Source organism: Vibrio rhizosphaerae, assembly GCF_024347095.1.
GTDB lineage: Bacteria > Pseudomonadota > Gammaproteobacteria > Enterobacterales > Vibrionaceae > Vibrio > Vibrio rhizosphaerae.
The window spans coordinates 2,815,512-2,830,230 of sequence record NZ_AP024903.1; the positions used below are offsets into that span (position 1 = coordinate 2,815,512).

Annotated in this window: 9 protein-coding genes; 5 read left to right on the top strand and 4 right to left on the bottom strand. The window is 46.1% G+C overall.

Features of this window, described 5'->3' with window-relative positions:
* The first annotated feature begins 185 nt into the window (after positions 1–185).
* From OCV37_RS12250 to mutS, 3 genes are all read left to right on the top strand, one after another.
* Positions 186–1,955 carry a sodium:solute symporter family protein gene (locus OCV37_RS12250; RefSeq protein WP_038183096.1) on the top strand — a complete coding sequence of 590 codons (1,770 nt, stop codon included), beginning with the start codon at positions 186–188 and terminating at the stop codon, positions 1,953–1,955.
* 95 nt (positions 1,956–2,050) lie between these two features.
* Complete coding sequence (locus OCV37_RS12255) at positions 2,051–3,214, top strand: oligogalacturonate lyase family protein (RefSeq protein ID WP_038183095.1); 1,164 nt, start codon at positions 2,051–2,053, stop codon at positions 3,212–3,214.
* Between the two features lie 261 nt (positions 3,215–3,475).
* Positions 3,476–6,067, top strand: a complete 2,592-nt coding sequence (gene mutS, locus OCV37_RS12260; RefSeq protein ID WP_038183093.1) for a DNA mismatch repair protein MutS — start codon at positions 3,476–3,478, stop codon at positions 6,065–6,067.
* Positions 6,068–6,129: 62 nt separating this feature from the next.
* On the opposite strand, the gene OCV37_RS12265 is transcribed toward mutS, so the two are convergent.
* Positions 6,130–7,692, bottom strand: a complete 1,563-nt coding sequence (locus tag OCV37_RS12265) for an HD domain-containing phosphohydrolase (protein WP_038183091.1) — start codon at positions 7,690–7,692, stop codon at positions 6,130–6,132.
* A 179-nt stretch (positions 7,693–7,871) separates the two neighbouring features.
* On the opposite strand from OCV37_RS12265, the gene OCV37_RS12270 reads away from it, so the two are divergent.
* Positions 7,872–9,929, top strand: coding sequence for a sensor histidine kinase (locus OCV37_RS12270; protein WP_051680681.1), 2,058 nt, complete (start codon positions 7,872–7,874; stop codon positions 9,927–9,929).
* A gap of 77 nt (positions 9,930–10,006) precedes the next feature.
* Here OCV37_RS12270 and hpxO read toward each other — a convergent pair whose 3' ends face one another.
* Positions 10,007–11,164 (bottom strand): FAD-dependent urate hydroxylase HpxO, encoded by a 1,158-nt coding sequence (gene hpxO / locus OCV37_RS12275; RefSeq protein WP_211252071.1) that lies wholly within the window; start codon positions 11,162–11,164, stop codon positions 10,007–10,009.
* Positions 11,165–11,597: 433 nt separating this feature from the next.
* Here hpxO and OCV37_RS12280 point away from each other — a divergent pair, with 433 nt between their 5' ends.
* Positions 11,598–12,650 (top strand): pectate lyase, encoded by a 1,053-nt coding sequence (locus OCV37_RS12280; protein WP_038183089.1) that lies wholly within the window; start codon positions 11,598–11,600, stop codon positions 12,648–12,650.
* 91 nt (positions 12,651–12,741) lie between these two features.
* Here OCV37_RS12280 and rpoS read toward each other — a convergent pair whose 3' ends face one another.
* Together rpoS and OCV37_RS12290 are read right to left on the bottom strand one after the other, a co-directional pair.
* Positions 12,742–13,728, bottom strand: a complete 987-nt coding sequence (gene rpoS / locus OCV37_RS12285; protein ID WP_038183088.1) for an RNA polymerase sigma factor RpoS — start codon at positions 13,726–13,728, stop codon at positions 12,742–12,744.
* An 81-nt stretch (positions 13,729–13,809) separates the two neighbouring features.
* Positions 13,810–14,718, bottom strand: a complete 909-nt coding sequence (locus OCV37_RS12290) for a peptidoglycan DD-metalloendopeptidase family protein (protein WP_038183086.1) — start codon at positions 14,716–14,718, stop codon at positions 13,810–13,812.
* Between the last annotated feature and the right edge of the window lies 1 nt (position 14,719).

Below are 14,719 nucleotides of genomic sequence, written 5' to 3' on the forward strand. Positions count from 1 at the left end.
ATCTCTGCTTCCCTCGGGCAAACCGACGGATCCAATTCGGATCAGTGGCTCGCTCTGAATCTCGACACAGCTCACACTTAATTATAAAAAATTAAAAATGAACCATCGTTTTGATATTAATCACACACCTTTTTATTTTTTTGGATAAAAATAGCATCATTCAAATACTCATAAAGGGATAAGCAATGCAATATGACTATCTTGTGATTGCAGGTTACTTCGTGCTGATGATCGCAATCAGTCTCATATTTAAAAAAATGGCGAGCGCCAGTACCAGTGATTACTTCCGAGGTGGCGGTAAGATGCTGTGGTGGATGGTTGGTGCAACCGCATTCATGACCCAATTTTCTGCCTGGACATTTACCGGCGCGGCCGGGAAAGCATTTAACGATGGGTTCGCGGTACTTGCTGTTTTTATCGGTAATATGGTGGCTTATGTTTTTGCCCACTTCTATTTTGCCCGCCGTTTCCGCCAAATGCGTGTTGATACACCAACCGAAGGCATCAGACGCCGTTTCGGTAATGGGAACGAGCAATTTTTTACTTGGGTGATTATTCCACTGAGTGTCATTAATGCCGGTGTTTGGCTGAATGGACTGGGTGTTTTCGCATCAGCAGTCTTCAATGCCGATATCATTACCACGATTTATGTTACAGGCGCGGCAGTACTCATCATTTCACTGCTGAGTGGCGCATGGGGTGTCGTCGCATCAGACTTTATCCAAACGCTGGTGGTTGCTGTAGTTTCAGTCGCCTGTGCCGTGGTTGCTCTATACTTCGTCGGTGGTCCGGGAGAAATTATCCGTGAATTCCCCGGCGGGTTTGTTTCCGGTCCAGATATGAATTATCCACTGTTGTTGGTTTGTACCTTTATTTTCTTCATTGTCAAACAGTTACAAAGTATCAACAACATGCAGGAATCATATCGTTTCCTGAATGCCAAAGATTCACGGAATGCAAGTAAAGCGGCCTTAATGGCGTTAATCATGATGATGGTCGGTGCTGTGATTTGGTTCATTCCGCCTTGGGCATCCGCGATTCTGTACCCTGACGCAGCCAAAGCGTATCCGGAGCTCGGCGCGAAAGCCAGAGACGCTGTGTATTTAGTTTTTGCCCGTGAAACAATGCCGTTAGGTACCGTCGGATTGCTGATGGCCGGTCTTTTCGCAGCCACAATGTCATCAATGGACTCGGCATTGAACCGCAACTCAGGGATCTTCGTGCGTAGTTTCTACTCCAATATTGTCCGTCGTGGTCAGGCCAATGACAAAGAACTGCTGCGCGTCGGCCAACTGGCCTGTCTGGTCAATGGGATTTTGGTCATCTTGATGGCTCAATTCTTTAACTCGTTGAAGAGCTTGAGCTTATTTGACTTAATGATGCAGGTTGCGACCTTACTGCAATCCCCGATTCTTGTGCCACTGTTTTTGGGTATCTTAATCCGTAAAACACCGAAATGGGCACCATGGGCAACCGTTGTATTCGGCATGTTGGTCTCACTGTTAGTGGTGAAAGTCTTCACCCCACAATTCGTTGCTGGCTGGTTTGGTATTGACACCCTGACCGGCAGAGAAACCAGCGAAATGCGGACCATGATTACCATTGCCGCGCATCTGTTCCTGACCGCTGGATTCTTCTGTCTGACCACACTCTTTTACAAAGAGTCTCAAGATACCTATAAAGTTGAAACTGAAAAGTTCTTTGCCGATGTAGAGAGAGAATGTGTGGTCACCGATAAAGATCAGGATCAATTTGACCGGATGCAACGCGCTAAACTCGGCACCTTAGTGACCTATATGGCTTGTGGTCTGACCCTGATGGTACTCATCCCGAACCCCCTATGGGGACGGCTGATGTTCCTAGCCTGCGCAGCCGTCATTTTCATCGTCGGTTTTGCATTGAAAAAGAGTGCCCGGATAGACGAACTTCAGGGCAAGGCGATTCCCGTGCGTTAACACAAAGTTTGTTAGCTCAGTTTGCTGAATGTTTGTTAAACCATCATATAAAGGCTGCCACCGACGTGGCAGCCTGACAGAACAGGAGAATATTCATGGCTAAAGGTGATGTCATCAGCCTTGATTTTGAAAGCTTCATCGACTCAGATACACAGGTCAAAGTGACGCGACTGACTCCCAAAGATGTCATCTGTCATCGCAACTATTTTTATCAAAAGTGCTTTACTGAAGACGGGCAAAAACTGTTATTTGCCGGGGACTTCGACACGAACCGCAATTACTATTTGGTCGATCTGACCACGCAACAAGCAACACAATTAACAGAAGGCCCCGGCGACAACACGTTTGGTGGTTTTATTTCATCCGATGACCGGAGCTTCTTCTACGTCAAAAATGAACGCAATTTGATGAAGGTTGATTTCGAGACGCTCGAAGAAACTCGAATTTATACTGTCGATGAGATGTGGAAAGGTTACGGCACTTGGGTTGCCAATTCCTCTTGTACTAAGCTGGTCGGGATCGAAATCCATAAAGATAGCTGGCAACCACTGACCTCATGGGAAAAATTTGCTGAGTTTTATCATACCAATCCAACCTGCCGCCTGATTCAGGTCGATATTGCCACTGGCAATGTCAAAGTTATCCATCAGGAAGATGCCTGGCTCGGTCACCCGATTTATCGTCCATTTGATGATGATACGATCGGATTCTGTCATGAAGGGCCGCATGATCTCGTCGATGCCAGAATGTGGCTGGTCGATGGTGACGGCAATCATGTCCGGAAAGTGAAATCTCATGCGCCGGGAGAATCCTGTACCCACGAATTTTGGATTCCTGACGGCAGTGCGATGGCTTATGTCTCGTATATGAAAGGACAAACCGAACGGGTGATCTGCCGGGTTGATCCTCAAACACTCAAGAATGAAGTGGTGATGGAAATGCCGCCATGCTCTCACTTAATGAGTAACTTTGACGGGTCGCTGATGGTCGGGGACGGCTGTGATACACCACCGGATGTCAATGACACGGATAGCTATAATATCGAGAATGATCCATTTCTTTATATTCTCGATACCCGTAAGAAAACATTTGCCCGGCTAGCCAAGCATAGTACATCCTGGCAGGTGCTCGATGGTGACCGCCAAATCACCCATCCCCACCCTTCATTCACACCCAATGATCAGGGCGTGTTGTTTACCAGTGATTTTGAAGGCGTACCGGCGGTCTATATTGCCGACTTGCCGAGCGAACTGAAATAATCTCCGCGCGCCAGAGAGAGGTATTGTGCCTCTCTCAGATATATTCACAGAGCGCACAAACGTTTCATCCCCCCTTAGTCGAAGCGTTTGTTGCGCTCTTCATCGCAGGTTTGCTATTCTTTTCACCCATTGCTCAGCACTCGTGTGTCATGATTCCGAGCGCAAAGCTTCATCATTATGATTCCGGCCACCAGCACATCCCCAATTGTGGAATTTCCCGGTGAGTCATTTATCACGACCAATTGGTATTGAATATAAAACATGATCGAACATCCCACCGCCAATAAAGCACCAGAAAGTAAACATACGCCCATGATGCAACAATATCTGAAGCTCAAGGCCGAAAATCCTGATATTTTGCTGTTTTATCGTATGGGGGACTTTTACGAACTATTTTATGATGATGCGAAACGTGCGTCGCAATTGCTCGACATCTCTCTCACCAAACGGGGGGCATCAGCCGGAGAACCGATCCCCATGGCGGGCGTCCCTTTCCATGCAGTTGAAGGGTATTTGGCCAAGCTGGTTCAGCTCGGTGAGTCCGTTGCTATTTGTGAGCAAATCGGTGATCCCGCGACCAGTAAAGGCCCGGTAGAACGAAAGGTTGTCCGCATCGTTACACCGGGAACCATCACTGACGAAGCGCTACTCCCTGAACGACTCGACAACCTGATCGCGGCGATATACCAACAAGGCCAGCAATTTGGTTATGCCACCCTAGATATGACGTCGGGCCGTTTTCAGCTCTGTGAGCTGGACAGTGAAGAAGCTATGGCAGCCGAGTTACAGCGAACCACGCCAAAAGAGCTGCTCTTTCCTGAGGACTTTCAAGCCGTTCATCTGATGGGCAGCCGGAAAGGAAACCGTCGCCGCCCGGTATGGGAATTTGAACTGGAAACGGCCAGACAGCAGTTAAATCAACAGTTCGGCACCAAAGATTTAATCGGATTCGGGGTCGAGAATGCGGAAAAAGGCCTGTGCGCGGCCGGTTGTCTCATTCAATACGTGAAAGATACGCAAAGAACGGCCCTGCCGCATATTCGTTCCCTGACCTATGATCGCCAAGACACAACCGTGATTATGGACGCGGCTACCCGACGGAATCTGGAGCTAACCCAAAATCTATCCGGGGGAACGGAACACACACTGGCGGAAATTCTCGATCACTGTGCCACCCCGATGGGTAGCCGGATGCTCAAACGGTGGCTTCACCAACCGATGCGTCAGATTGAAGTGCTGAATCACCGGCTTGATGCGATTGGAGAACTCAAAGAGCAGGGAATTTTCAGTGATGTGCAACCGGTCTTAAAACAGATTGGTGATATCGAGCGGATTCTGGCTCGTTTAGCCATCCGTTCAGCCCGCCCGAGAGATCTGGCCCGGCTGCGTCATGCGCTTCATCAACTCCCGGCATTACAGACCAGTCTGTCGTCACTGAGCCATCCGCATCTACAGCAACTGGCTCAAGACTGTCAACCGATCGAGTCAGTCGCCACCTTGCTGGAACAGGCCATTGTCGAAAATCCACCGGTCGTCATCCGCGATGGGGGGGTTATCGCACCCGGCTATCATGCCGAACTGGATGAATGGCGTAATCTGGCCGATGGTGCCACCGAATACTTGGAACAACTCGAACATGACGAGCGGGAGCGTCACGGGATTGATACGCTGAAAGTCGGTTATAACAATGTCCATGGTTTTTATATTCAGGTCAGCCGTGGACAAAGCCATCTGGTACCACCGCATTATGTGCGTCGTCAAACTTTGAAAAATGCAGAGCGCTATATCATTCCCGAGCTCAAAGAACATGAAGATAAAGTGCTGAACTCGAAATCAAAAGCACTGGCACTGGAGAAACAACTCTGGGAAGCATTATTTGACCAATTATTGCCTGATCTGGCCCGGCTGCAGGAACTCTCTGCTGCCGTTTCCCAACTGGACGTACTGCAAAATCTGGCAGAACGCGCTGATACGCTCGATTACTGCCGTCCTGAACTGACGAATGAGCCGGGCATCCATATTCAATCTGGCCGTCATCCGGTTGTCGAACAAGTGATGCAGGATCCCTTTATTGCCAATCCGGTGGCACTCCACCCGCAACGCAAGATGTTGATTATTACCGGTCCCAACATGGGAGGGAAATCAACCTATATGCGCCAAACCGCGCTGATTGCTTTAATGGCGCATATTGGCTGTTACGTCCCGGCTGAATCGGCCCAAATTGGCCTGATGGATCGTATTTTCACTCGTATTGGTGCCTCGGATGATCTGGCTTCAGGGCGTTCAACCTTCATGGTTGAGATGACAGAAACCGCCAATATTTTACACAATGCTACCCAGTGCAGTTTAGTCTTGATGGATGAAATCGGACGGGGGACCAGCACCTACGATGGTCTTTCTCTGGCCTGGGCCAGTGCTGAATGGCTGGCAACTGAAATTGGCGCGTTAACATTATTTGCCACACACTATTTCGAATTAACCGAACTCCCTGATTTATTGCCGCATCTGGCCAATGTCCACCTTGATGCCGTTGAACATGGCGATAGCATTGCATTTATGCACGCAGTACAAGAAGGCGCAGCCAGTAAATCCTACGGACTCGCGGTTGCCGGTCTCGCCGGAGTCCCCAAAGCCGTCATTAAAAATGCCCGGATGAAACTATCCCAGCTAGAGCAAAGTCACCAGTTGGATGGCAAACGGACCAAACAATCACCAATGGTTGATATTGCCAACCAACTGAGCCTGATGCCGGAGCCATCTGAAGTTGAGAAACGCCTTGCCGAACTCGATCCTGACAGTCTCACTCCGAGACAAGCGCTCGAACAGCTCTATCAACTGAAACGTTATCTCTAATGACCAAAACCAAAGCGCAGCCATTCGGCTGCGCTTTTCAATTGGGTTCCCGCATCCGTTGATTATACTGAGGACAGATATGACTGATTATCGTCATACTCTTGAAGAATCCGGAAAAAGTCCGCTTGTCGGCGCTCAAAGATTTCAACCAATTGTGGATCAAACTTCACCCCTGACTGTTTATGAATATAAGCGACAATCTCTTCTTCACCCCAGGGTTCTTTATAACAACGCTTGCTGGCCAACGCATCAAAAACATCCGCCAACGCAACAATACGACCATAAATATGGATATCCGTACCGGACAGGCCTTGCGGGTAGCCGTGACCATTCCAGTTTTCATGGTGCTGACTGGCAATGATTGCCCCGGCTTGCATGACAGGCTGATGGGAACACTTCAAACAATTTTCACCCACAGTGGTATGCTTTTTCATCAGTTCCCATTCTTCATCATTCAATCTATCCGGCTTATTCAAAATGTAGTCAGGCACACTAATTTTACCGATATCATGGAGTGGGGCCGCATAGAAAAGTTCTTCACACTGGTTCGGGCTCAAACCAATCTCTTCCGCCATGAGCCGGGAATAATAAGCAACGCGCCGGACATGGTTCCCCGTTTCTTTAGAGCGACTTTCAGCCAGCCCACAGATCGCATAAACAATCTCTTTTTGCGTATTTCTCAAACTATCATTGAGCCGTAAATTATCCAAAGCGATTGCCATGTTATTACAGAACATCTCGATAAGATGAACATCAACATCTTTGAACTCATGTTTCCCGGTAATATTCAGGATGGTCTCCACACCATTCATCTTGGAAATATGGCAAATATTGTCTTCTTGGTAATGAAGCGCCTGATCACTGTCCTCAATCACATCGAGCTCTTCCTGAGAGATTGATGATTGAAACGCTTGCGCGGAGACATCGCCGACCTGAGCCAGCACATGTACATCATCGCTATCTTTTTCAGCCAGTACGCCTTTAATTTCCGGCTGCATGGTTCCGTCATTCATATACAGTAACGATGAGACTTGCTCCAACACACCTTGAGCAAAACTTGCCATTGATTTTTGTTTGAGGATATTGGCTGTTGCAGCAATGACTTTTTCCAGACCGATCTTGTGATTTTCTAGAGCCAACATGTCACGATAGGAGCGCAACGCCGTATAAACAGTCGAATGCAGTTTACGTTTGGTCAGTTCGGTCTTCTCCCGATAATCATTAATATCATACTGTTCAATAATATCTTTTTCCGGAATAGTCCCCGGCTGACCGGTCCGCAAAATAATCCGAATCAGATGGTTGTTCAGTACATCACGAATATATTCAGCGACTTCCAGACCGGCCTCTTCCGTTTCCATCACCACATCCAATAAAATGACGGCAATATCGTTTTCAGATGACAGAATTTTTTTTGCCTGAGCCACATTATATGCACTGAGAAATGAGAGTCCTTTCCCGGCGAATTGAGTCCGATTCAAAGCGAGCTTCGTGATTGTGTGGACCCCCTCCTCATCATCGACAATCAGGATTTTCCACTTTGAAGGCGCCTCATTAGATGCATTCGTTGGCGCTGATTGACTGAGATTACCCGACTCATCAAATAGCATATCCTGCTCTGACATTTTCCCTACCTCGCTGATCCCAACCAAATCTGATCACTTTTCATTCGTCCATTCATCATGTGGAACTTGATTTTTGCTGCTTTGTTAATCAATTTTAGTATATGAATAAACTTTTACATAACTGAGTGGATAGCAACTAGACCCTTATGATTCTCAGCTGCGATGACTGGAGATAGCACATGTCTATCTATTACCGAATCACAATTTTTTGCTTACTTCTGGTGTTCTTATGTATGGGAGCATTTGGCTACATCTCAAATCAAGCGGGTGCAAAGCTACTCAATCAATCGGTGGATAAGCTCTTAAATGTGGTTGCAACCAACCAGCAAGACCAACTCAATAATCTCATTCATGCATGGAAAGATCGGGTCGCCTTGATTGCAAGCAGAACGCAGTTGCGTTTAAGTCTTCACGAGTATTTACGCAATCCCAATCCGCAATCCTTACAAAAAATAGACAGTATCATTGAAGATGCCATCAATGCCGTCTCAAAAGTGAAGTTAATTCAGCTGAAAAAACTCAATGGTGAAATCATCACCCGGACAGCACCGAATCAATCCAATAAAGTCGCAGCCACACTTCATCTGACTGACCACAGTCAAAGCGATATTATATTGAAGACCATGACCCGTGACTTAAACGGAGGACTGTACGTACACATCGAGTCCCCGCTGCTCCTTCAAAATGAAAAAATCGCTGTCATGGTGGTAACACTGGCAGCCGATGAACTTCTGAACAGTACGCAAAGTTACACAGGCATGGGCGTCTCTGGGGAGACCGTACTCTTTACTGAAAACCAAGCCGGGAAGTTAGTCTATGTCACGCCTCTGCGTTACCCTCAGCATCTAATCAAACCCGAGGATGCAACATCTTTTGCTCTCGTCAACAGTGACTCACTGGTTCAGGCGATTGAACATCATACCCAAGATATAATTCGGTCAAATGACTATCGCAATACCGATGTAATCGCTGTAGCGCGTTATTTGAAAGCATTAAACTGGACCATCATCGTGAAGGTCGATCAACATGAAATCATGCAACCGATGAAGCATTATCAATATTTGCTGATGATCGCGGCATGTGTGTTGGGAATCATCGCGATCATGATTGGTCAGGCGCTTGGACGGGCGATTTCATCTCCGATTGTCAAACTGGCAACCGATAGTCGCAGAATTCGTCTCGGAGAACATCAGTTGAGAGCGAAAGTCAGTCCGACTCAAGCGAAGGAGCTGAATGAACTGGCACGCAGTTTTAATAACCTTGCTGAGAATTTGCTGACCACCAATAACGAACTGGAAGATAAAGTCGCCGAAAGAACAGTTGAACTCCAAGAGCTAAATGAAACGCTGGAACAGCGGGTTGTTGCCAGAACCATTGCTCTGCAACGGGCCAATCAAGAGATACAAACCACACTTGAGAATCTCAAAAGAACCCAACGTGAACTTGTGGAGTCAGAAAAAATGGCAGCATTAGGTGGATTAGTTGCCGGGGTTGCACATGAAATTAACACGCCATTAGGCATTGCCATTACCGGAACCTCCCACCTCCATGAAGAAGTCCAAGAGCTATATACCAAAGTACAATCCGGTCAGCTGACCCGAAATGCGCTTATCGATTTTGTTGAGGATGCCAAACAAGCGACAGACTTAATGAGTTCACAATTGAAACAAGCGTCCAAGCTCATTTCTAATTTTAAAGAAATCGCCGTTGATCAATCGAGCCCGGACTACCGGACGATTTCTGTACAAGAATATCTCGCAAAGATCGTGGCAACCATGCAACCCAATTTTAAGAAAACGCCTCACACCCTTTCTATCAGCATTGAGCAAGATCTTCACCTGATTACCTGTCCGGGTGCATTAGCTCAAGTGCTGACGATTTTGATCACCAATAGCCTCACTCATGCATTTTCTTCCCCCGATGGTGAACAAACTGACACGATCAGCGGACAAGTCACGATTTCAGCTCACAAAGAGCAAGGAAAAAATCTAATCACCGTCACCGATAACGGTACGGGTATCCCGCCCCAAGACATGCCCAAGCTCTTTGAACCTTTTTTTACCACCAAACGAGGCCATGGGGGCAGTGGATTGGGACTCAGTATTGCGCATAACATTGTCAAAGATATTCTGCACGGAAAAATACACTGTGAAAGCCAATTCGGTCAGGGGAGTACTTTTATCATCACGTTACCGGATCAGCCGGTATCATCCTATCCGGTCGAGCGCTCCGCATAGCGTAACGCCTCACCACATACCACCTGAATGACGAAGAATGGTCTTGTTTCCGTCATTCAGGTGGTATGTCGCCATTGTTATCCCAACGGCCCCGCCACGATAGTGTCTCTGAGCCCCTCAAGAATATGTTGCCCCGTTTCCGTTTTTAATGACTTATACCAAGCCAACGTCTGCTCCATTTTCTTGCCGTGGGTAATATCACATCGTTTTCTAGCTTTTAAAACCAGTGATTTCACTCGTTCTAATCGTTCATTTTGATAATGTAGTAATGCTGTTTCAATATCATGATGTTGTGATAGGGACAGTCCTAAAACCACGGCATCTTCCATCGCTGCACATCCTCCCTGACCAATATCGGGAGTGGTACTGTGCCCGGCATCTCCCAGTAAGGCGATTCGGCCATGAACCAACGGTTCAAAAGGGTCGATATCATGGATCTCAATCCGGTTGGTTGTTTCAGGATTGATCTGCTCAATCAGAGTCTGAACGCTCGGTGCCCAATCCCGAAAATAACGACGTAAGTCGGCTTTCAGCGTCGTCCGATCTTCCGGTAATCCTTTCGGTAAAGGGACATCAAAGAAGAAATAAAATCGATTGTCAGCAATCGGCATCACCGAAACCCGCTTGCCCTCAGCGACAAAAGTCGTCCATTGATCTGCGGGAGCAATCGCTGTATCGATCTCAATCAATCCATTCCAGTTGACATAACCTGCATATCGTCGTTCAACCGTATAACCTAAAACATCGGCCCGAACTACCGAATGTGTGCCGTCCGCAGCAATCAAAAAATCCCCCTCGGCAACCGTTCCATCCGCGAACCAAGCCGTTACCCCTTCCGTGGTTTGTTCAACCCGTTCAACCCGCTTACCGAAATGAATCAGATCCCGCCCCCACCAGTCCAGCATACTGGCTTGTAAGTCAGCCCGTGAAACCGGACAAGGTCTTGCACCGACTTCATCAACCAATGGCATCAGACTAAAACGAGTCATGGCGGCACCAGAAAAACCATCCTGATAAGACATGTAGTGCATCGGTCCACCCAGTGCTTCAACAATATCGCCCATACCGAGATGATGCATACATTTCACGCCATTAGACCACACAGAAATCGCCGCCCCTACCGGTTTAATCTCTCTGACTGCTTCATAAATTTCACATGTGATTCCATTGCGTTTCAGTGCAGCAGCGGCAGACATCCCCCCGATTCCTGCCCCGATAATGAGCGCTTTCATCATGTCACCTTATCCTTATTGTTGTGGGAACAATTTGTGCTGATTTATAGATAACAAGCATAATTTATTCCACAACACCTCAGCACAAAACACAACGCAAACAATTGTTTTTAAATAACAAAAACAATATCTGACTGATTCCAACTCTCCCGGTGATTCAAATCTGTGCAGGGGGTGCAATCAACGTTTTAGTTTGGTGCACATCACTCACAACATTCCACAACGACACCATTCACAATCCATCAATATTGCAAGTAACAAAAATGAGAATTTCAAAATAAGATGATCAAGGATTCAATAAATGAACAAAATGAAACATTGTTTTGGATTTTTTATGTTGCGAGTGATATTTATAAAATCGAGCGTTTCATAGGCTCAGTGTATTTATGATAAGAATCCATATCCTGTACATATAAAAAGCAGAAGGGAACATATTATGATTCATCGCGCAACGGTGGTTCTACTTTCATTACTGTCATGCCAGTTTGCACTCGCAAGCGATATGACACTGATGCTCTATCAAAACCAAAACGACGCACAAACGATTCTGAGCTGGTCATCTGATCATGACAGTATTGTTCGTCAAGAAGTTTACCGGAAGTCAACGTTATCCGACGAAGGAGAAAGAATTGCAGTTCTGAATCCGGATGAAAGAACGTTTGAAGATACAACAGCAGATGGTTATACCGATTACTATTACCAAGTGAGGGCTGTAGACGATCAAGACCACGTATTTGCCTCAAATGACTCCAGTACCAATGCCAGTGAGGCATCTTATTTAACAACCAGCTTAGCCATGGCCAGCTCATCTGAGTGCTATGCCGGTGCAGTCATCAAAAATAAAACGGTCGACTGCCAAGGAAAGACCATCGGATTGAATTGTAATGGTGATGCTGAAGGCCAAAAAGCGGTGCTGACCCTACACAATGCAACGGTTAAAAATGTCCGAATCTCCAGAACTGGCGGAGCAGACGGTATTCACTGTGAGTCAGGTAACTGCACTCTACAAAACGTGATTTGGGAAGAGATCTGTGAAGATGCCGCAACCAATAATGGTAAAAAAATGACCATTATCGGCGGAGTTGCACACAACAGTGCCAACGGCCCGGGTGGTAAACCCGACAAAGTGTTCCAACACAACTCGAAAAACAGTACCACCGAAATTCGCGGTAACTTTACCCTCACTGGCGAACACGGAAAACTGTACCGCTCTTGCGGCAACTGTACCAACAATGGTGGTCCCCGTTATCTCTCAATCAATGGCGTAACCGTCAATGCTAAAATCGGGTCGATTGCAGGGATGAACGGCAACTACCGGGATTCAGCAACCATCAGAAACCTGAAAATCAAAAACTACAAAACCGGCAAACCCAAAGTCTGTGTTGAGTATGTCGGTATTCAGAAAGGTCAGGGTGAGTCGAAGAAGATAGGCGAGAAGTGGAATACCAGTGCCTGTAATGTCTCTCACTCAGACGTGAGAAAGCTATAATATCGTTCGGGAAGAACGCCTGAAAACAGAAACCCCGTACAAACGGGGTTTCGCTTAAAATGATCGGTTACTAATTTTTTAAATGACGTTTTTATTCTTCACTTTCTACATCGAATAAAGACTCCATATTCAAGCCTTGTTTAAGTAAAATTTCTCTCAAACGGCGTAGTCCTTCGACTTGAATTTGGCGAACCCGTTCACGGGTTAGATTTATTTCTTTACCAACCTCTTCTAAAGTGGATGGTTCATATCCGAGCAAGCCAAAGCGTCTTGCCAACACTTCTTTTTGTTTCGGATTCAGTTCATCTAACCAATGTAGGAGTGAAGACTTAATATCATCATCTTCTGTCGAATATTCTGGATCATAGTGTTTGGCATCGGGAATAATATCCAACAATGCTTTATCACCATCACCACCAATTGGCGTATCAACGGAACTAATACGTTCGTTCAGACGGAGCATCTTACTGACATCATCAACCGATTTATCCAGCTCCAACGCAATGTCTTCGGCTGTCGGTTCATGGTCTAGTTTTTGTGACAGCTCACGTGCTGTACGTAAATAAATATTTAGTTCTTTGACAACGTGAATAGGTAAACGAATCGTTCTGGTTTGATTCATCAGTGCCCGTTCTATCGTTTGCCGGATCCACCAGGTTGCATACGTAGAAAAACGAAATCCTCTTTCAGGATCAAACTTTTCAACGGCCCGAATCAACCCGAGGTTACCTTCTTCGATTAAGTCCAGCAAAGCCAGACCACGGTTACTATACCGGCGAGATATTTTGACAACGAGACGTAAATTACTCTCAATCATCCGTTTACGGGCGGCCTCATCACCTCGGAGAGCCCGGCGCGCGTACAAGATTTCTTCCTCTGCGGTCAACAAAGGAGAAAAACCAATTTCGCCTAAATAGAGTTGAGTTGCGTCCAAACTCTTAGAAGTGACTTCATAATCTTCCCGAGTTTCGACCGAAACAGCGTCGGAACTGACCTCATTGTCCAATGTATTGAGATCAAACGCTTCTGAATCAAAATCAAATTGATCGACCTTAGTTACTGAATTGCTTTTACTCATGATGCCTCCCCCTGGCGAGCTAGCAAGACACTACTACTTTTAATGTCGCTATATGGTGCTTACGCTTATCAATTCAAATACTTATGGTAAGTAGCGCTTTGGATTCACTGGCTTACCCTGATAGCGGATTTCAAAATGTAAACGAACACTGCTGGTACCGGAACTTCCCATCGTTGCGATTTTCTGGCCAGCTTTTACACTTTGTCCCTCACTCACTAGCAACCGATCATTGTGCGCATACGCGCTAAGATATTTATCATTATGCTTAATGATCACAAGATTTCCGTATCCTCTTAAGGCATTCCCCGAGTAAACCACGGTTCCTGCTGCCGAAGACACAACGGACTGACCTCGCTGTCCTGCAATATCAATCCCTTTATTTCCCTGATCAATAGCTGAAAATTGTCGGATAACCCTCCCTTTGGTTGGCCATAACCACCTATCAATTTTTGTGGTATGTGCTAAATTAGTAGTTAGTAAATTAGAATTAACATTTTTTTTACTTGCGGATTCACCATACCCCTTTGATTGTGAAGATTCAATACTTTTACCTGGCGGTTTTTTAACTTTGTCATATTTATTCTCTAAATTGTTAGAGATTTGCTTATTCTTAGAATCTTTTAATGAGACATTAGTTAACACTTCATCAGAACCTTTGATCCCTATCCCATTTTTACTCGTCACAGCAGACTGAGACTTGCCGTAAGAAGGCGGAGTGTAAGCAGGTTTCCATAAATGAATTTTCTGACCGGGATAGATGATATAAGGGGGAGAAAGGTGGTTATAACTGATCAAATCTTCGACATTTTTATCGGTAAGGTAAGCAATAAAGTAAAGTGTATCTCCTTTCTTAACTTGATAGTAACTCCCTCGGTAACTTCCCCGGGAAGCCTTCTTTACGTCAGACACCGGCGCGGGTGATGTCGCGACACATCCCATCAGATAGATTGATAAAACTGCCAAAATTAAAAGTCTGATGCTGCTTCTCATC

What these genes read in the sequence shown, in the direction of transcription:
- OCV37_RS12265 (WP_038183091.1), bottom strand. Translation starts at nt 7,692, where the DNA reads ATGTCAGAGCAGGATATGCTATTTGATGAGTCGGGTAATCTCAGTCAA.
- OCV37_RS12255 (WP_038183095.1), top strand. Translation starts at nt 2,051, where the DNA reads ATGGCTAAAGGTGATGTCATCAGCCTTGATTTTGAAAGCTTCATCGAC.
- OCV37_RS12290 (WP_038183086.1), bottom strand. Translation starts at nt 14,718, where the DNA reads ATGAGAAGCAGCATCAGACTTTTAATTTTGGCAGTTTTATCAATCTAT.
- hpxO (WP_211252071.1), bottom strand. Translation starts at nt 11,164, where the DNA reads ATGATGAAAGCGCTCATTATCGGGGCAGGAATCGGGGGGATGTCTGCC.
- rpoS (WP_038183088.1), bottom strand. Translation starts at nt 13,728, where the DNA reads ATGAGTAAAAGCAATTCAGTAACTAAGGTCGATCAATTTGATTTTGAT.
- OCV37_RS12270 (WP_051680681.1), top strand. Translation starts at nt 7,872, where the DNA reads ATGTCTATCTATTACCGAATCACAATTTTTTGCTTACTTCTGGTGTTC.
- mutS (WP_038183093.1), top strand. Translation starts at nt 3,476, where the DNA reads ATGATCGAACATCCCACCGCCAATAAAGCACCAGAAAGTAAACATACG.
- OCV37_RS12250 (WP_038183096.1), top strand. Translation starts at nt 186, where the DNA reads ATGCAATATGACTATCTTGTGATTGCAGGTTACTTCGTGCTGATGATC.
- OCV37_RS12280 (WP_038183089.1), top strand. Translation starts at nt 11,598, where the DNA reads ATGATTCATCGCGCAACGGTGGTTCTACTTTCATTACTGTCATGCCAG.